Origin of the sequence: Bacillus sp. BS1807G30, from assembly GCF_040047675.1 — a bacterium.
Classification (GTDB): Bacteria; Bacillota; Bacilli; order Bacillales; family Bacillaceae; genus Bacillus; species Bacillus altitudinis.
This window is the reverse complement of the sequence record NZ_CP157353.1, coordinates 1,889,440-1,907,237: the sequence shown is the minus strand read 5'-3', so window position 1 is coordinate 1,907,237 and position 17,798 is coordinate 1,889,440. Positions and strand designations below refer to the sequence as shown.

Annotated in this window: 19 protein-coding genes; 14 read left to right on the top strand and 5 right to left on the bottom strand. The window is 40.6% G+C overall.

Annotated elements, in window-relative coordinates:
• The first annotated feature begins 57 nt into the window (after nt 1-57).
• Entirely contained in the window at nt 58-1,839 is a 1,782-nt protein-coding gene (gene recQ / locus ABG082_RS09635) for a DNA helicase RecQ (RefSeq protein ID WP_057079425.1), read from the top strand.
• Between the two features lie 256 nt (nt 1,840-2,095).
• Entirely contained in the window at nt 2,096-2,887 is a 792-nt protein-coding gene (locus tag ABG082_RS09630; RefSeq protein ID WP_135227097.1) for a 3D domain-containing protein, read from the top strand.
• Nucleotides 2,888-3,039: 152 nt separating this feature from the next.
• Here ABG082_RS09630 and ABG082_RS09625 read toward each other — a convergent pair whose 3' ends face one another.
• Nucleotides 3,040-3,546 (bottom strand): GNAT family N-acetyltransferase, encoded by a 507-nt coding sequence (locus tag ABG082_RS09625; RefSeq protein WP_008346514.1) that lies wholly within the window; start codon nt 3,544-3,546, stop codon nt 3,040-3,042.
• 204 nt (nt 3,547-3,750) lie between these two features.
• On the opposite strand from ABG082_RS09625, the gene ABG082_RS09620 reads away from it, so the two are divergent.
• The 4 genes from ABG082_RS09620 to prpB all read left to right on the top strand — a co-directional run bounded on the left by ABG082_RS09620 (nt 3,751) and on the right by prpB (nt 7,969).
• Nucleotides 3,751-4,290, top strand: a complete 540-nt coding sequence (locus ABG082_RS09620) for a DUF420 domain-containing protein (RefSeq protein WP_008346516.1) — start codon at nt 3,751-3,753, stop codon at nt 4,288-4,290.
• A gap of 167 nt (nt 4,291-4,457) precedes the next feature.
• The gene (gene mmgD, locus ABG082_RS09615; RefSeq protein ID WP_019743303.1) at nt 4,458-5,600 is read left to right on the top strand and encodes a citrate synthase; all 1,143 of its coding nucleotides are present in this window, start codon (nt 4,458-4,460) and stop codon (nt 5,598-5,600) included.
• Nucleotides 5,601-5,602: 2 nt separating this feature from the next.
• Nucleotides 5,603-7,039, top strand: coding sequence for a bifunctional 2-methylcitrate dehydratase/aconitate hydratase (locus ABG082_RS09610; protein ID WP_348936045.1), 1,437 nt, complete (start codon nt 5,603-5,605; stop codon nt 7,037-7,039).
• Between the two features lie 12 nt (nt 7,040-7,051).
• Nucleotides 7,052-7,969, top strand: coding sequence for a methylisocitrate lyase (gene prpB / locus ABG082_RS09605; RefSeq protein WP_317327494.1), 918 nt, complete (start codon nt 7,052-7,054; stop codon nt 7,967-7,969).
• A 34-nt stretch (nt 7,970-8,003) separates the two neighbouring features.
• On the opposite strand, the gene ABG082_RS09600 is transcribed toward prpB, so the two are convergent.
• Nucleotides 8,004-8,666: a lysozyme family protein gene (locus ABG082_RS09600; protein WP_008346523.1), complete on the bottom strand. Its 663-nt coding sequence runs from the start codon at nt 8,664-8,666 to the stop codon at nt 8,004-8,006.
• Between the two features lie 97 nt (nt 8,667-8,763).
• Nucleotides 8,764-10,089, bottom strand: a complete 1,326-nt coding sequence (locus tag ABG082_RS09595; protein ID WP_348936044.1) for an APC family permease — start codon at nt 10,087-10,089, stop codon at nt 8,764-8,766.
• Between the two features lie 187 nt (nt 10,090-10,276).
• Between ABG082_RS09595 and czrA the strand changes: the two genes are divergently transcribed.
• Nucleotides 10,277-10,606: a Zn(II)-responsive metalloregulatory transcriptional repressor CzrA gene (czrA, locus tag ABG082_RS09590; RefSeq protein ID WP_007500691.1), complete on the top strand. Its 330-nt coding sequence runs from the start codon at nt 10,277-10,279 to the stop codon at nt 10,604-10,606.
• Nucleotides 10,607-10,641: 35 nt separating this feature from the next.
• Here czrA and ABG082_RS09585 read toward each other — a convergent pair whose 3' ends face one another.
• Nucleotides 10,642-11,166, bottom strand: coding sequence for a mother cell-specific membrane sporulation protein (locus ABG082_RS09585; protein ID WP_160757591.1), 525 nt, complete (start codon nt 11,164-11,166; stop codon nt 10,642-10,644).
• 118 nt (nt 11,167-11,284) lie between these two features.
• Here ABG082_RS09585 and ABG082_RS09580 point away from each other — a divergent pair, with 118 nt between their 5' ends.
• The 7 genes from ABG082_RS09580 (at nt 11,285) to ABG082_RS09550 (ending at nt 17,291) form a co-directional block, all read left to right on the top strand.
• Entirely contained in the window at nt 11,285-12,208 is a 924-nt protein-coding gene (locus ABG082_RS09580) for a YafY family protein (RefSeq protein WP_019743307.1), read from the top strand.
• A 53-nt stretch (nt 12,209-12,261) separates the two neighbouring features.
• Nucleotides 12,262-12,738: a GyrI-like domain-containing protein gene (locus tag ABG082_RS09575; RefSeq protein WP_348936043.1), complete on the top strand. Its 477-nt coding sequence runs from the start codon at nt 12,262-12,264 to the stop codon at nt 12,736-12,738.
• Nucleotides 12,739-12,776: 38 nt separating this feature from the next.
• Nucleotides 12,777-13,496, top strand: coding sequence for an MBL fold metallo-hydrolase (locus tag ABG082_RS09570; protein ID WP_113747265.1), 720 nt, complete (start codon nt 12,777-12,779; stop codon nt 13,494-13,496).
• 3 nt (nt 13,497-13,499) lie between these two features.
• Nucleotides 13,500-14,072: a TetR/AcrR family transcriptional regulator gene (locus ABG082_RS09565; protein WP_008346533.1), complete on the top strand. Its 573-nt coding sequence runs from the start codon at nt 13,500-13,502 to the stop codon at nt 14,070-14,072.
• 151 nt (nt 14,073-14,223) lie between these two features.
• The gene (locus ABG082_RS09560; protein ID WP_348936042.1) at nt 14,224-15,105 is read left to right on the top strand and encodes a hypothetical protein; all 882 of its coding nucleotides are present in this window, start codon (nt 14,224-14,226) and stop codon (nt 15,103-15,105) included.
• Nucleotides 15,068-15,673 carry a DUF4166 domain-containing protein gene (locus tag ABG082_RS09555; protein ID WP_348936041.1) on the top strand — a complete coding sequence of 202 codons (606 nt, stop codon included), beginning with the start codon at nt 15,068-15,070 and terminating at the stop codon, nt 15,671-15,673. The genes ABG082_RS09560 and ABG082_RS09555 overlap by 38 nt, the downstream gene beginning before the upstream one ends.
• The gene (locus ABG082_RS09550) at nt 15,666-17,291 is read left to right on the top strand and encodes a YndJ family protein (RefSeq protein WP_348936040.1); all 1,626 of its coding nucleotides are present in this window, start codon (nt 15,666-15,668) and stop codon (nt 17,289-17,291) included. The genes ABG082_RS09555 and ABG082_RS09550 overlap by 8 nt, the downstream gene beginning before the upstream one ends.
• Here ABG082_RS09550 and ABG082_RS09545 read toward each other — a convergent pair.
• The gene (locus ABG082_RS09545; protein ID WP_007500681.1) at nt 17,288-17,767 is read right to left on the bottom strand and encodes a hypothetical protein; all 480 of its coding nucleotides are present in this window, start codon (nt 17,765-17,767) and stop codon (nt 17,288-17,290) included. The genes ABG082_RS09550 and ABG082_RS09545 overlap by 4 nt on opposite strands.
• Between the last annotated feature and the right edge of the window lie 31 nt (nt 17,768-17,798).

Here is a 17,798-nt window from a genome sequence, read left to right as displayed (position 1 = left end):
TGTGGATGGACAAATGTATGTTAAAATAGACAAAACAAACGACGGAGAGGGAATTGGATGTTACAACAAGCTGAAGCACTTCTTAAACAATATTATGGCTTTGATGCTTTTAGACAAGGACAAAAACAAGCCATTGAATCGATTGTGAATAAACGGAAGGATACGGTCTGCATTATGCCGACAGGTGGAGGGAAATCGGTTTGCTACCAGATTCCTGCCCTTATGATGGAAGGAACGACAATCGTTGTATCTCCGCTTATTTCTTTAATGAAAGATCAGGTTGATGCGTTAAATGAGATGGGAATACGATCGTCCTTTTTAAATAGTACACTTTCAGCAGGTGAAATGAATACAAGGCTGAAAAAATGTGAACAGGGGGAGTATGATTTGCTTTATATCACCCCTGAACGCTTACAAAATGAACGTTTTTTTCAGCTGCTTGATCGATTGACGATTCCTTTAATGGCTATAGATGAAGCGCACTGTATATCTGAGTGGGGACATGATTTTAGACCGAGCTATCGCTTTATACAAGAATGTGTAAACAAGCTTTCAAAAAGGCCTGTTATTGTAGCATTAACAGCCACTGCTACAAAGAAGGTCCAACAGGATATATGTGAGCAACTTGGCATGGACGAAGAAGAAACAATCTTTACTGGTTTTGCTAGAGAAAATTTGTCTTTTCAAGTAGTGAAAGGGCAAAACAGCGACCAATTCATCACACAATATATGAAGAAAAACAGTCTTGAGTCAGGCATTATTTATACAGCCACACGAAAAGAAGCAGATCAAATTTATCATCGTCTAAAAAAGCAAAAGATCAAAGCGGGTGTTTATCACGGAGGATTAGATGATGAAGTGAGAGAAGAACAGCAAAATCTTTTTTTAAATGATGATATTCAAGTAATGGTAGCTACATCTGCATTTGGTATGGGGATTAATAAGTCTAATGTACGTTTTGTCATTCATCATCAAATTCCAAGAGATATTGAAAGTTACTACCAAGAAGCAGGACGTGCCGGGAGAGACGGGCTTGAAAGTGAATGCATTTTGCTGTTTTCACCGCAAGGCGTACGCGTGCAGCGCTTTCTCATTGAACAATCAACAGAAGATGAAGTACGGTATCAGCATGAATTGCTCAAGCTGAGACAAATGGTAGACTACTGTCATACGGAACAGTGCCTTCAGCAATTTGTGATGGACTACTTTGACCAATCATCAAGTGCCCCTTGTCAAAAATGCAGCAACTGTCTAGACGAGAGAGAGCGTGAAGACGTCACGAGAGAAGCACAAATGGTTTTGTCGTGTACCGTTAGAATGAACGAACGATTCGGAAAAATGATGATTGCTCAAGTATTAGCCGGCTCTAAAAACAAAAAAGTGCTTGATTTTGGTTTCGACCGGCTTCCTACTTATGCTTTAATGAAACAGCATTCAGCCCAACATATCAGTGATTTCATTGAATTTTTAATTACGGAAGAGTATTTACACATGTCTGAAGGAGCTTTTCCAACACTAAAAGTGACACAAAAAGGAAAGAAAGTGTTAGTGGGGCAGGAGACCGTCTATAAAAAGCAGGCGATAAAGGCAGAAGCTATTCAAGAAAATGATGCATTATTTGAGCAGTTAAGAATGGTCAGAATGAAGTTGGCAAGAGAACAGGGCGTTCCGCCATTTGTTGTCTTTTCTGATCAAACATTGAAGGAAATGTCAGCAGTAGAGCCTAAAACAGAAGAAGAACTTTTAAATATTAAAGGTGTCGGCGCACAAAAAAGAGAGAAATATGGAGATGTTTTTTTAGAAGAAATTCGTTTATTTATAGAAAAAGAGAAAAAATAAAGAGTTTGAAGAAGGAAAATAAATTTTTTTCGTTTCACTTGGACGCGTTTTCATCATGATGATTTCCATCCCTTCAAAACCTTGATATGATGCGGAATTGAGCCATTTAGTGGGCTGAATTACCAATGGAGAGAGATGTTTCATGTAAAGGAACTGTAATCTAAAACATATCGTTTTGTTATTGAAATGACATTTACATATGTTACGATAGCACTCGTTAGCCGCCATAAAAAGCTAACAAGGGAGGATTTACTTTATGAAGAAGACTATTATGTCCTTGGTTGCTGTTGCAGCAATCTCAACAACAGCATTAGGAGCACAGCAAGCTTCTGCAAAGGAAATCACTGTACAGAAAGGTGATACACTTTGGGGAATCTCTCAAAAAAATGATGTGTCTCTAAAGGACCTAAAGGGTTGGAACAATTTATCTACAGACATGATCTATGTAGGAGATAAATTGACAATCTCTTCAAAAGAGAAAACTCAGGAGCAGTACAAAGTCCAGAAGGGGGACAGCCTCTGGAAAATCGCTCAAAAATTCAATGTGTCAATTAGCGATCTTAAGTCTTGGAATAACTTAAACTCAGATATAATTATGATTGGTTCAACACTAAGTGTTGCTGGTCAAAGCTCAGCTCCGGTAAGCTCAGAACCTGTTCAAAAACAGGCACCTGTCCAAAAAGAGCAAACAACGAAAAAAGCTGCTCCTAAAAAGGAAACAGCTAAAGCAGAATCATCTTCTGCTAGTCAAAGTGTACAAAAAGAAATGACTGTAACGGCTACGGCTTATACAGCAAATGATGGTGGCATCTCAGGTATCACTGCAACAGGGGTAAACTTAAACAAAAACCCAAATGCAAAAGTAATCGCAGTAGATCCTAATGTCATTCCATTAGGAAGTAAGGTTTATGTTGAAGGCTACGGTGAAGCCATCGCAGCAGATACTGGCGGCGCAATTAAAGGTAACAAAATTGATGTACACGTACCAAGCAAATCCCAAGCTAAAAATTGGGGCGTAAAATCAGTCAAAGTGAAAGTACTTAACTAGTAGTCTATTGTTTTTGGAAGAAAGCATCAGGTGGCGGCCTGATGCTTTTATTATACCTTTTTTTGGCCGGAAATACACATATTTTTCTGAAAAATTCGCATTTTCGACAAAAACCAGCGTATAAGCCCATCTCAACGCTGGTTTTTGTGTCGTTAGCTGTCCACCCAATAAATTTCTCCGCTTTGCTCTTTCCAATTAATTTGGACATCAAAATGGTGTTTTTCATAAAAATGAATCAGGCGGTCCACATGGTTCCAATCTCTTTTGACGAGATCCCCAGTAATGACTGGAATGTTTTGCTCTCTTGCGATTTCTTTTAAATGCTTCATACAAATTGATCCATAGCCATTATCAGGCGGGCCTTTAATATCGGCAATGTGAATCTTTCCTTCTTCAGGATATTCCGCGATCAAGGAAAAATCAGATTGTCCGCGAAAAGCTTTTTCACAATCGCTTAACATGATTTTGCACGTATCTGCATTCTCAATTGCAGAGACGATCATCCATTCATCTTCCTTCGCTTGATCAATGCCAATAATCTTTGCTTTTTTTGAAATATCTTTTATATTTTCTTGCATTCGATACATTTGGAACTGCAATTGCTGTAATTCTTGCTCTAATGTCTTCACATCTTTTGTTGTTTCCTGTAAGATTGACAAGTCTATTGCTCCTTTCATAGAAGAGTTGATAAAAACCACACAAATTCCCATTCTAAAGGAAGTGTGTGGATCTTTCAAGCCGCTAGAAGGCAGGCAATCGGCAAGTTTGTCTAAAATTCGACGAAGACAGCGAATTCATTGACTTTAGAGAGAAAGTTAAATAACATACTCTTAGTCGGAACTAATAAAGAGAGGTTTTCAAACATGAACGAACAGAATCAAAAACCGAAAAATTTCACCGGCATTGTTGTCTTTTTAACAATTGCCATAAACGGCTTAATTGCTTTATTATTTTTCATGCCAAAAACAGATAAATTTAGTCATCTGGATATTACATTTCTGCCGTTACTGAATGCCGTGATGAACAGTTTTACGTTTATCTTTTTACTTTCAGCGCTCATTATGATTAAACAAAAGAACATTAAAGCCCATAGACGATTTATCTTTGCGGCTTTTTCAACCACACTTGTCTTTTTAATTTCGTATGTGACGTATCATTCAATGGCAGCTGATACACACTTTGGGGGAGAAGGAATCATTCGTCCGATTTACTTCTTTATTCTCATCACACATATCGTCTTATCTGCCGTCATTGTACCGCTTGCACTGATCACTCTCTTTAGAGGCGCACAAATGCAAGTCGAACGTCATCGTAAAATTGCCAGATGGACCATGCCTCTTTGGCTCTATGTCAGTCTAACAGGTGTCATCGTATATATTATGATTTCTCCATATTACAGCTAACGTATGTCCATCTGGACATACGTTCTTTTATTTACAAGATGAAGTGCTTTGGATAAAATGGGAATTGGGTATCCGACTTGCACGGTATCTTCCCACCTATAGAATCACATCATGTCTGGCCGTTTGCTCGTTTGGAGAACACAATTGAACGAAACGGGGGTTATATGATGACTGAACAATTGCAGTACAAACCGGGGCTTGAAGACATTGTGGCAAGCGAAACGTCAATTTCGTTCCTAGATGTCCAGCAAGAAGAAATTGTGATTCGCGGTTATGACCTCATCGAGCTGGCACAAAGCAAGACGTACTTAGAAACAGCCTATCTGCTCATTTATGGAAGATTACCAGATGCAATGGAATATCACCAATTTCAGCAAGATATTTCCTCACAAACAAGCTTACATCCAACCATTCAAACCATTTTGACAAAACTGCCAAAAACCACTCACCCAATGGATGCCATGAGAACGTGTTTATCTGCTCTTGCAGGGTACGATGAACAACTGAATGATCGATCAGAAGCATGCCAACAAGCGCGTGCCGTTCGATTACTTGGCCAGCTGCCAGCGATTGTTGCGGGAAGCTATCATATTCTCACACAAGACACCACACCTACTCCAGACCAGACCAAATCCTACACTGAAAACTTTCTAGCGATGTTAACAGGCCGCACTCCGGCACAAGACGAAATCAAAGCATTTGACCAAACACTCACGCTTTATAGTGAGCATGAGCTGCCGAATTCAACATTTGCAGCAAGAGTCATTGCATCTACTCATTCTGACATGTATGGTGCTTTTACTGGAGCGATTTCTTCATTAAAAGGTGACTTACACGGAGGCGCAAACGAAGCAGTCATGCACATGCTGCTCGAAGGCAAAACAACAGAAGGTTTCCTTGCGCTCATCGAACGTAAATTAGCCGCAAAAGAAAAAATGATGGGCTTTGGACACCGGGTATATATGAGAAAAATGGACCCAAGAGCGGCTCTTTTAAAACGATCGTTGAAAACGCTTACCGAATCAAAAGGAGACACGACGTTGTATGACATGTGCGTCGCAGGCGAGGCATACATGAAAGAAAAGAAAAACCTCTATCCAAACCTTGATTATTACGCAGCACCGATTTATTACGTGCTCGGCATTCCTATTTCACTATATACACCGATTTTCTTTGCTGCGAGAGCAAGCGGATTAGCAGCGCATGTCATCGAGCAGCATTCACACAATCGGATTTTTAGACCGAGAGTACGGTATTTAGGACCAAGAGGATTAAAAGTCTCAAATGATGATGGAAAAACGGGGGAATGAATATGAATAAAACAGCAGTAGCCAATCAAACAGATCAACTATTAGAAGACATCGCAGCCTATGCCGTGGATGGAGAAATTACGAGCAAAGAGGCCATTGAAACAGCTCGGTATGTACTCATGGATACACTCGGCTGCGGAATGCTGGCGCTCAACTTTCCAGAATGCACGAAGCATCTTGGACCCATCGTACCTGGAACTGTTGTCCCTAACGGAGCAAGAGTGCCCGGCACTTCATTTGTATTAGATCCTGTTCAAGCGGCTTTTGATATTGGCTGTATGATTCGCTGGTTAGATTATAATGACACGTGGCTTGCACAGGAGTGGGGCCATCCATCAGATAACCTGGGCGGGATATTGGCTATAAGCGATTATATCAGCAGAACTCGCCTTGCAAACGGAGAAGAGCCGCTAACGATGAATGACGTACTGCATGCGATTGTAAAGGCACATGAAATACAAGGTGTGCTTGCTTTAGAAAATTGTTTGAATCGAAATGGCTTGGATCATGTTCTTTTTGTCAAGGTGGCATCAAGTGCAGTCGTTTGTGCAATGCTTGGCGGAACGAAAGAAGATGTGCAGTATGTGTTATCACAAGCATTTGTGGATAATTCACCGCTTAGAACGTACCGGCATGCCCCGAACACAGGATCAAGGAAATCGTGGGCAGCAGGGGATGCTACAAGCCGTGCGGTGAGACTGGCGATGATGACATTGAAAGGAGAAATGGGCTATCAAACGCCCCTCAGTGCAGAAAAGTGGGGATTTGAAGATGTGTTAATGAAAGGAAAACCACTCACACTTGCCCAGCCGCTCGGGTCATATGTGATCGAAAATGTACTCTTTAAAATTGCTTATCCAGCAGAATTTCATGCGCAAACTGCCGCTGAGGCCGCTGTCATTCTACATGACGCGGTAAAAGACCGTTTAGATGAGATTGACAGGATTGAGATTACGACACATGAATCAGCCATTCGAATTATTGATAAAAAAGGACCACTTTACAACCCGGCAGACCGTGACCATTGCTTGCAGTATATTACGGCCATTGGGTTGATCTATGGTGAGCTGACCGCTGATCATTATGAAGAAGAAACGGCGCAGAATCCGCTCATTGAACGTTTGCGTGATCAAATGATCGTGAAAGAAGATAAACGGTATACAGAAGACTATTTAGATCCAAAAAAGAGATCAATTGCAAACTGTGTTCAAATCTTCTTTAAAGACGGAACGATGACAGATCGAATCGAAATTGAATATCCGCTGGGTCATCGCAGAAGAAGGCAGGAAGGGATCCCGCTGCTTGAAAAGAAATGGGAATATCATTTGAAAACGAGATTTCCACAAAAACAAGTCGATCAAATTGTTTCACTTTGTCAAAATCCAAATCAATTAAAAACAACGACAGTACCAGCATTTATGGATTTATTTGTCATATAAGGGGGGGCTAGTGTGTGGATCGTGAATGATGAAGTAAATCAAGCTGACTTAGCCGCAGCTTTTAAAGAGCAAATGCACAAATCCGCTTTATTTCAAATTCCAGGCGTTCACGATGGAATGTCTGCGCTCTATGCGAGGAAAATGGGATTTCAAGGGCTTTATTTATCGGGTGCCGCTTTTTGCGCAAGCAAAGGGCTTCCTGACCTTGGTATGATTCATTCCACTGAAATGGCGGAAAAGGCAAAGGAAATCATTCGAGCTTCTCAGCTGCCTCTTTTAGTTGATATGGATACTGGCTATGGCGGTGTATTAAATGCAGCCAGAGCAGCAAAAGAGATGGTTGAGAGCAAGGTAGCGGCTGTTCAAATTGAAGATCAGCAAATGCCGAAGAAATGCGGACATTTAAACGGAAAATTACTTGTTTCTGTAGAAGAAATGATGGCGAAAATCAAAGCGATCAAACAAGCGGCACCTACACTTCTCGTCATCGCAAGAACGGATGCGAAGTCAGTAAACGGGATGGAGGATGTCATTCACCGGGCTAATCTCTATCTAGAAGCAGGAGCAGATGCCATTTTTCCTGAGGCGCTGATTACAGCAGAAGATTTCACGTATGCTTCAAACAATATAAAAGGGCCGCTCCTTGCAAACATGACGGAGTTTGGAAAAACACCTTATTATCATACAGACGAATTTTCTATGTTTGGCTTTCAAATGGTGATTTATCCTGTATCATCCCTGAGAGTTGCTGCAAAAGCGTATGAACGTTTATTTACAGAGATTAAGGAAAAGGGGACGCAACAGGGAATGCTGGAGGACATGCAAACGAGAAAAGAGCTATATGAAACGATTCATTATGATGAATATGAAGAAATGGACCAGCGTTTAGCCAAAACGATCCTGCCGGAAATCGGGAAAGAACATTCATAAAATGAAAAGCACTTCCTTCATGGAAGTGCTTTTTTTACGATGATGGTGTGGATGATGAAGCCAATTTCATCTTTTCTTCAACTGTTTTCGTTTTTTCTTTTACTTTTTCAGCATAAGTGAAATCACCGTAGCAATACGGATAGCGGAAGTTATCTTTGTCGCCCCCGCATGTATAAACTTCAGGGTTTCGCTTCACTTGCTTTTTGGAGTATTGCTTTGCCAATTCTTCGGAATGTTTTCCCCCGTTTTTTGCAACAAAATCAATATAGCCGATTCCCATGTTATAGCTTTGAATAATGGTTTCCAAATCAACGCCTTTTTTCTTCCCATGCTTGTACATGGTTGAAAAATGATGGACTCCTTGTTTAATGCTTTTCTGAGGGTCATTGATTTCATTTCGTTTCAAACCAAGAGATTCAGAGGACTGCATTGGATCTCCGCCTCTGCCTTTTGATTCTTGATACATCATACCGAGAATTAACGCGGTATATTGATCTAAATCTTGATCTCTTAACTCTGTTTCTACAAGCGGTTTGTAATCATCCAATCTCGACAAAACAATTGATTCCGTATCAATCGGCAGCTTTTTTAACTCCTTTTGATTAAAGGAAATGACAATGGCCGCTAATACGCAAACAAACAGAAAAATCGTGAAACAGCCTGAAATGGCAAAACATCCTGTTTTTTTCTTTTTCAAGGTCAGTTCACCCCTGTTTTGCCCCGCTTTTAAAAGGGAAGTACAGCCTTTATATTATGCCATATCCTGCACAGGATACCAAGTGAAAACCTTATATTCAATCATAGCCAAACGTAAATTCTGTTCTTGTTTTCAGTCTATAGCAGAAATAAACAAAACCGATCATGAGCCACACCATGCCAATGATTAATGCATTTGTACTGATGCTTGTTAAGAGCCAAATACAAAAAGCCGTTCCGCAAAGAGGGATGATGGCATACCTCAGTGTGTTTAATACACCTCTTTGTTTTTGTTTGATGAAATAGTAAGCGAAAACAGACAAGTTAACAAACGTAAATCCAATTAATGCCCCGAAGCTGATAAACGAGTAAATGACCTCAAGCTCACCAACAACTGCGGTTAACGAGAAAACACCAATTAATAAAATATTAAATACAGGCGTTTTCAATGTTGGGTGAATATAACCGAAGAAACGCTTTGGTAATGATTGATCTCTTCCCATCGCATACAAGAGTCTTGCGGCACTCGCATGTGATGATAGGGAGGAAGAGATGACAGCGACCATGGTGCCGGCTAAAAAGAATGAGTGGAGAAACGCGCCGCCTACAAATTTCGCAATTTCAAGTGATGCCGCATCTGGATGCTTGAACTGTTGAAAATTTGGAAACACCTGCTGTAAAAAATAAGAGGTGACGGTAAACAGCACACCTCCAATGGCGACCGTTAAAAATATGGCGAGAGGAATCGTTCTTTTTGGCTTAATTGTTTCCTCAGACATAGTCGAAATCGCATCAAATCCTAGAAAAGAAAAACATAAAATCGTCGCGCCGGAAAAAATAAGGGCGGGATCTAAGCTTGCTGAATAAAACGGACGGGTTGACAGTAACTCTCCCGTGCCTGCATGCTGCGTGAGCCCATAAATAATAAACCCAACAAATGTAACAGCGACAATCACCTGAAAGGTCACAAGTAGCGCTGTAATGTTGGCTGTAAGACGTATACCGATTACATTGACAGTCGTTATGGCGATAGCAAGTATGATGATCCAAATGTAATGAGGTACATCAGGAAAGGCTGCGGTTAAATATGCACTTCCGATTGCAAAATTCACCATAGGCAAAAATAAATAGTCTAGCAATAGTGTCCAGCCTACAAGAAAGCCAACGTGAGGATGAATACTTTTTTGCGCGTATGTATATGCAGATCCTGCTTTTGGAAAAGCCTTCACCATATTCCCATAGCTAAGCGCTGTCAATAGTAATGCCAGTAAAGTAAAGATATAAGCTGCAGCAACGTGTCCTTTCGTCAGCTGAGCAACAATGCCGTATGAATCAAATACGACAAGTGGGTCCATATAAGCAAGCCCGATCACAACAAGTGGAAAAACAGTCAGGCTGCGTTTTAGTCTTGGCTCTTCAGTCAATTTGCCTATCAGCTCCTCTAAAAAAATGAATAAATAATGCTCATTTTAAAAAGAATGCTACCACGTGTCAATGCTATTTGAATAAATCTTTTTTCAAAAGGTGTGGAAGCTTTGCATGCTACACGTTTTGGTATATGATGATACATAGAATAAGTCGTGAGTTGACTGACAAGAAAGGTGAAGCGAAATGAAGGAAGAACTGAATACAAATCAAGAACAGGAACGGATGGAGCTGGACGAAGAAAGTCTATTTCTTGTCTCCCAAACATTTAAAGCCTTATCTGATCCGACGCGTATTCGTATTCTGCATTTACTGTCTCAAGGTGAACATTCAGTAAATGATATAGCAGAAACACTAAACCTTATGCAATCAACCGTATCTCATCAGCTGCGCTTTTTAAAAAATCTTCGTCTCGTGAAATCTAGACGAGCAGGGACCTCGATTTTTTACAGTCCTGAAGATCAGCATGTGATGGAAGTGCTTGAACAAATGATACACCATGCACAGCATGATTGAGAAAAAACCTTCCTACTTTTATATAGGAAGGTTTTTTATGCATGATGTACTTGGGTTGATCGTTTATTTGCTTTCATCATTTGATAAGAAAACACAATATAGTAAGCCGCTAGAAGGAAAAAGCTGAGTATTGTCAGCGCATCATCGCTGACAATATGCTGATACAATTCAACGATATCCATTTTGGTGATCGCATGTGTTGTCAGATTGACCGATTTAAATGCAAGCCTAGATAAAAACAAACATAAAATAAAGCTTTCAATCCATTTACTTGTTTTCATATACAGCCGGCCATTTTCTAATTTCATCTGAATCGTCTGATAGGCGTGAACGGCGAGACTGCTCCCGAAGATCATGCCAATGACGGCATAGATAAAAATACTGTGATTTTGCCATCCTTCTGATAAGAGAATAAGGGCAGTGAGACTAAATACATACATTCTCATGAAAAGATTTATCGGGCGCACAAGCTGATAGCGTCTCATTCGATTCATTCGAATGATGATCCAGACGAGCATGACGATCCCGATCATGAACAACTGCCATACGTGATGTGTCATGATGCAACCTCCTCCTGCACAGGCAGGGATGTAAACGAATGCTGGCTGTTACTTATCATTACCATTCTTTCTTTTTTTATCAAATCAAAACCTATATTTATGAAAAAGAGGAAAAGTCATGAAAATCGATCGCATTTTGTCCATTGTGATGATACTGATTAGCAAACGGCAAGTACAGGCGAAAGACCTCGCTGAACTACATGAAGTGAGCGTGAGAACCATATACCGTGACATTGATACGATTAATCAAGCGGGGATTCCAGTTGTCACAAAACAAGGCGCAGGGGGTGGAATTTCACTCGTTGACGACTATCGTCTAGAGAAAAAATTATTCACCGATGATGATATTGAACTGATTTTAACAGCTCTTGAAAGCATCACGAGTGCATACACCTTTAAAGAAAGTGAACATGTACTAAAGAAAATGAAATCCCTGATTCCGCCTCAAAACGAAAAACAGCACCATGTATTTATTGATTTAAGCTCTTGGGGGAAAGACAGCTACTTAGAAAAGAAGCTCCAGCTCATTCATACCGCTACCTCAGCGCATCAATATATCCAGTTCACCTACCGCAATGCAAAAGGCGAAACACTTCCTAGAAAAGTAGAGCCTTATACACTTGTCTTAAAAGGAAGACACTGGTATTTGTATGCGTATTGCTGCGTGAAAAAAGCTTTTCGTCTGTTTAAACTCAAAAGAATGTCAGACCTCATCACGCATTCAGTATCTTTTCTTCCTAAACGAATAAAAAATGAAGAAAAGCCTTGGAATGATTCTTGGCACGAAGAACCTTCCGTCAGTACACTAACGCTCAGGTTGACTGAAGATTCTGTTGGTAAAGTGAAGGAATGGATAGATGAAAATGAATTCATCGTATGTGCAGATGGTACCTATCTTGCCACAATCACGTTGCCTCAGGATGATTGGTTATATAGCTTTCTTTTTTATTTAGGGCCAGATGTTGACATTGTCTCTCCGCCATCCGTTCGGGAAGCGTTTGATCTCAAGTTGAAACAATTTCAAAAACCAAAAGGAACTTGACACAATGTTGTCAGGTTTCTTTTTATATGATGGAAAAAAGGAGATGAGAATGTATGTACGATATCGTGATTTTACAGAAACAATGGATCAAGGGATTATCTGTTCGAACAACAAATGAAATGGAGCAAACAAACGAGCGGAAGATTGCACCGCTTTGGCAGCAATTTTTCACGCAGCAGCTTCGCGGAGGACATGCGCCAGTCATAGGGCTGTATTCAGATTATGAAAGGGATGAAAATGGCGCTTATTTGTTCACAGCGGGGCAATTGGTTGACCAGCAGCTAGCACAAGATGCAAAAGAGATTCCAAGCTCCACCTACGCAAGGTTTCAAACGAGAAAGGGCCCGATTGAAGAGGTTGTGTTTGAAACATGGCAGCAGATTTGGAGTTGGGATCAGCGTTATTTGCGAACATATACTGGCGATTTTGAATGGTACGACGAACGATCGATTGATCCAAAAGAAGCGCAAATTGATATTTATATTGCAGTCGATGAAAAAATAGTTGCTAAAACTAATACTATTAGTTAATATAAAACTAACGACATTAGTTTTAGGGGGAAAACAAGATGAGAGTGACAACATTTGACCGTTTGCACCAGCTTACACTCATGCCGCGTATTTTTCCGGTAAATTGTTATGTATTTGAGGAAGAGAATGAACTCATCTTAATTGATGCAGCTTTGAAAATGGCAGCAAGCTCGATAATTGAATTTGCACATCAATTAAACAAACCCATTAACAAAATTATTCTGACTCATAGTCATATGGATCATATTGGCGCACTAGATGAAGTGAAAAAGGCTTTTCCAGATGCAGTTGTTTATTTATCGAAACGAGATGCTCGCCTGTTTGCTGGCGATTTCTCTTTACTTCCTGGTGAGCCGAAGAAAAAAGTCAAAGGCAGTTTTTCAAAAGACATTCACACAAAACCAGACGTACTTGTTGAAGAAGGGGACGAGATTGGGTCACTTAAAGTCATTGCCACACCAGGACATACACCAGGAAGCATCTCTTTATACGATGAAAAGTCAGGGATTGTCATTGCGGGTGATGCAGTTGTGACAAAAGGCGGTTTATTTGTAACGGGTGAGTTTCGCTTCACTTTCCCATTCCCGGCTTTTGCCACTTGGGATGCAGAAACAGCACTAAAAAGCGCTGAAAAATTACTGGCATTTCCCTTGTCTTGTCTCGCAGCAGGACACGGTGATCTCATCATAGAGCCTGAGGCAAAGCTCAGAGCCGCTATCGAAAAAAGGAAGCATCAGCTACAAAAGGGAGGACAGTAAGCCATGTCTCCAAGAATGGGTATCACACAAGAAAAAATTGTTGAATCTGCCATCGAATTTGTCGATGAAGAGGGCTTTTCCGCTTTGACCATTGCTACATTGTCCAAACGGCTTAACATCAGACCACCATCTCTTTACAACCATATATCCGGTCTTCATGAAATACAGGCAGCTCTTGCTGTTAAGGGGCTGACAATGCTTTGTGAGGCCGGCAAACAAGTAACAGCGGGGCTGGAAAAAGAAGACGCTGTTTTAGCATTTGCAAGACAATATGTTCAATTTGTTCGTCAGCATCCCGGTCTTTATGAGGCTGCTTTTTCACATATGAATGAAAAAGAAGTCAGTGTGGCTGCAGAGAATCTTGCTGATTTTGTCCAATCCATCATGTCTCGTTTTGGTGTAAAAGAAGAGGACATGACACATGTCGTCAGAGGTCTCAGAAGCTTACTGCACGGCTTTGGAGATATTTCAAACAAAAAAGGATTTCAACGGAAAGAACAGCTTGAAGATAGTGTGAGCTATGCGGTCCGTCTTTATATTGCAGGCATCAAAGAGCAAGAAGATCTGTCTCATTGACAGGTCTTTTTTATGTATCGAACCGATATGATGAAGGAGATGTAAACAAATCAAAACATTTTTTGGGCAAAAAACCAATAAAGATTTGACAGTTTTGTGAAACATGGTATGCTTATTATGTGAAATAATTCACATAGAGGAGTAGAGGCAGATGAAAAGAAAGCCTGTTTATGTGGAAACAACCATTCAAGCACCTATTGAAAAAGTATGGGAGTATACGCAAAATCCAAAGCTTCATGAACAATGGGATTTGCGATTTTCAACCATTTCATTAAATGGACCTAGAGATGAACAACCCCAATCCTTTTTGTATGAGAAACACCTTGGATTCGGCATTAGTGTGACTGGGACAGGAGCATATCGAACGAGCGTGAAGGATGAGCGTCAAGAAAGAGCATCCTCACTTCAATTTAAATCATCACACCCTTTGTCTTTCATAAAAGAAGGCGGAGGGTATTGGAAATACATGAAAACGAATGATCACATTGTGTTTCAAACGCAATTTGATTATGAAACAAAGGAAGGAAAAGGGTGGAAATGGGCAGACCGGTTCTTTTTTCGGCCAATGATGGGGTTTATGACTGCCTTTAGCTTTGGCGCATTAAAGACGTGGCTTGAAAAGGGAACGCATCCCCGTTTGCTGCTAGAGAGAACACTTGCCCATTATGGCATTTGTTTGTTGTTTGCTATCGTCTGGTTATGTCAAGCGATCATTCCTTTTTCACCTTCTGCTTTTGATCATAGCACCGGATTTCGATTGTTTTATGCGCTATTAGGTGTATCATGGCTCATGCCTAAACTGCCAAAGAAATATATATTCATCCTTCAAAGCATCTTTCTGCTACTGATGCTTGGTATAGGAATTTTATCACCAGAAACGACTCTGCACGAGCCGCTGGTGCTGAGTGCATTTTTCATTTTATCCGTTGCAGGAATGATCAATTTAAAAGATTGTGTAGATGTGTTTTCGATCAAACGAAAAAGGGGAGGTAGACATGGTCGTTCATCATCATCAAATAAAGGACTACGATAAGCTGCATCCAGCATTAAAAGAACGTTATAACCGCGCGTTTACGGCCGAAGGCGTCATGGAGGAAATAGGAGGCGGCACAAAGCTCATCCGATTTTTATTCAAAGTCGGTCCATTGTTTCGCTGTTTTTTTCCTGAAAGAGGGCGAAATATTCCCTTCCAAATTGTGAACAAGCCTTTTACGACAAGTAAGGGAGAAGAAGGGATGCACTGGTTTCGAACGTTCTATTTTCCTGACAAGGAAAGACATTTTGATGCAGATATGATCATTGATCAGAAGAGCCATCAAGTACTTGACTACTTTGGAAAGCCTAGGCTTCTTATGTCAGAGCTTCATTTTACAATCACGGAAAAAGGGTTCTTGCACATTCAATCAGGTAAGCAAAAGTTTTTGCTGTTTGGGCGAGAGTGGGCACTGCCTTCTTGGCTTTATGGTGAATCTGATGTAACAGAAGGGTACGATGAGCGTGCAGGTGAGTATACGATTGATGTTCAAGTGAAAAATCGCCTTTTTGGCACTCTTTTTACGTATAAGGGCCGGTTTACGGAAAGGGTGTCATCTCATGAATAAATGGCATTTGATGTGTAGCATCGTGTTGATGTCTTGCTTTCTCGTTACACGTTTGACGACAGCTCCCATACCAGAATTTTTTGTTTTGATTGCGATTTTATTTTTTCTTCCCGCTTTCTTACACTTTTTTTATCAGGAAGAGAAGAAACGGCAGCAGAAGAGGCTGATCGGCTTCATAATGAAAGCCTTTCCAGTAGCAGCTCTATGTGCAACAGGCGCATTCATCTATCATTCTCTTTGGCTTGCATTGGGATGGCTTTTCTTTACAATGATTCTGGCTTTATTTGGTTTCACCCGTTTGCTGAAAAGAGGGGCCCATCCGCTTCATGAGCTGATGATCGATGGCGCATGTATGTATATCGCTCTAGGTGGGCTTTGGTTCTGGCTGTACATAGCAGATATACAAGTGATGACATTTTCACCGATGATTGTTCTTTTGACCGCTATTCATTTTCATTATTCGGCTTTTTTTATCCCAATCTTTTATGGCTTATTAGGAAGGCAGCGCAAAAAAGAGACGACGCTATACAAAGTGGGTGGCTGGGTTATTTTACTGTCGCCAGTGATGATTGCTGTGGGAATCAGCTATTCTCGCCTGTTTGATACGTTCAGCGTCGTTCTTTATGTGATCGCACTTTATTTGTATGGAATTTTATGTATGACAACTTCTTTTCGTTCAACTGTCGCAAAAGGGTTCGTTGTGTTTTCTAGCATCATGTTAATGGGAACCATTGTCCTATCATTCCTTTATTCTGCCGGAATGCTTTTACATGTTAGCTACATCAGCATGGATCAAATGATTTGGTTTCATGGCAGTATCAATGCAAGTTTGGTTATTTTACCAGGCCTCATTGGATGGTTGATTGAAAAACCAGCTGATCGATTGAAACAGAAGGATTTTCCGGTATCGAGAGTTCACGGTCGTTTTCAGGTCATGTCTTTTCAACATGAGCATATGCAGCATGATGAGAAGATTGGTTTAGTCGATTCTCTTGACCAATTAAATGGAAAGGCATTTTCAGCAGAGAGTGTGTCACCTGTTATTCGCAGATTTTATGAGGACCCGATGTCATTTACGTTAAAAGCAGCCGTCTGTTTTCATTGGTGGGTAAGGCCGTTTGTCTTTTTGCTTCAACCTGTTTTTAGACAAATAGGACAGCTCTATTTAGGGTCATCACGAATGCCATATGAAATGCCGGGTAGTCTTTCAAGATTTCAACATCCTCTTGAAGAAAGGGAGAATGTACGTGTGTGGATCAGGCGCAATGAGAAAAGCGAGCAAGTCTTTTATGCGCTCTATGCCCAGCACCATGATGAAGAGACAGTCTATATGAATATTGCTTTGCCGCTTCCTTTTTCACAGCTTACGGCTATTTTAAAACCTTTGAATGAAAAGGAAGATTTTCTATTAAAAAGTAAAAGTCCAAAAGGCAGTACGGGTGATGAAGGATTGTATTTGCATACGTCTTTCATCACCATGAAACTGCCAATGGAAGAAAGCTTTCATATGAAAGCGAAGACGGAAAAAAGTCTCACAGCGATTCATCAAATGAAGCTATTCGGTATTCCTTTTTTAACGATTCAGTATCAAATCGACAGTGAAAGCCACTCATCTTAGTCAATGATGTCGCATGGTTCACCGTGACGAATGATGTTCACAATCGCTTGCCCATCACTCGGATGATGATCTGCATACTGTACTGGCAGTAAAGCAAAAAATACATAGTAGACTGAGAAGTAAGCAAATTGATAGAAAAATTGATGTTCTGGCAGGAAATCGTTGGCGATCATTGTATTCAATATGAGAACACTGAGCAGGTTGCATAATGATCCGCCTAAGTAGACAAGAATGTGTGAGAAACGGTTATTTCTCCTCATTTCTTCATAATGGCAAAAAGCATCTAGAAAATAGATTCTTCTAATTTCAACGACGCCTATTTTCAATACTTTTTTGCCTCGGCCAAGCGCAAACGAAACCTTTGCTCCAAACAGCCATGCGACCACAATATGGCCCAGCTGATGCAAGATGGCAACGATAGGAAGAATGACGAAAAACGACCAGCAAAACGTCCACATATCCGATAATGTAAACAAGTGTTAACCCTCCCTGAAATATTCGAGAGGA

Bases quoted from the DNA above. Each gene is read 5' to 3' on its own strand.
- recQ (WP_057079425.1), top strand. From the start codon at position 58: ATGTTACAACAAGCTGAAGCACTTCTTAAACAATATTATGGCTTTGAT.
- ABG082_RS09630 (WP_135227097.1), top strand. From the start codon at position 2,096: ATGAAGAAGACTATTATGTCCTTGGTTGCTGTTGCAGCAATCTCAACA.
- ABG082_RS09620 (WP_008346516.1), top strand. From the start codon at position 3,751: ATGAACGAACAGAATCAAAAACCGAAAAATTTCACCGGCATTGTTGTC.
- mmgD (WP_019743303.1), top strand. From the start codon at position 4,458: ATGACTGAACAATTGCAGTACAAACCGGGGCTTGAAGACATTGTGGCA.
- ABG082_RS09610 (WP_348936045.1), top strand. From the start codon at position 5,603: ATGAATAAAACAGCAGTAGCCAATCAAACAGATCAACTATTAGAAGAC.
- czrA (WP_007500691.1), top strand. From the start codon at position 10,277: ATGAAGGAAGAACTGAATACAAATCAAGAACAGGAACGGATGGAGCTG.
- ABG082_RS09585 (WP_160757591.1), bottom strand. From the start codon at position 11,166: ATGACACATCACGTATGGCAGTTGTTCATGATCGGGATCGTCATGCTC.
- ABG082_RS09580 (WP_019743307.1), top strand. From the start codon at position 11,285: ATGAAAATCGATCGCATTTTGTCCATTGTGATGATACTGATTAGCAAA.
- ABG082_RS09575 (WP_348936043.1), top strand. From the start codon at position 12,262: ATGTACGATATCGTGATTTTACAGAAACAATGGATCAAGGGATTATCT.
- ABG082_RS09570 (WP_113747265.1), top strand. From the start codon at position 12,777: ATGAGAGTGACAACATTTGACCGTTTGCACCAGCTTACACTCATGCCG.
- ABG082_RS09565 (WP_008346533.1), top strand. From the start codon at position 13,500: ATGTCTCCAAGAATGGGTATCACACAAGAAAAAATTGTTGAATCTGCC.
- ABG082_RS09560 (WP_348936042.1), top strand. From the start codon at position 14,224: ATGAAAAGAAAGCCTGTTTATGTGGAAACAACCATTCAAGCACCTATT.
- ABG082_RS09555 (WP_348936041.1), top strand. From the start codon at position 15,068: ATGGTCGTTCATCATCATCAAATAAAGGACTACGATAAGCTGCATCCA.
- ABG082_RS09550 (WP_348936040.1), top strand. From the start codon at position 15,666: ATGAATAAATGGCATTTGATGTGTAGCATCGTGTTGATGTCTTGCTTT.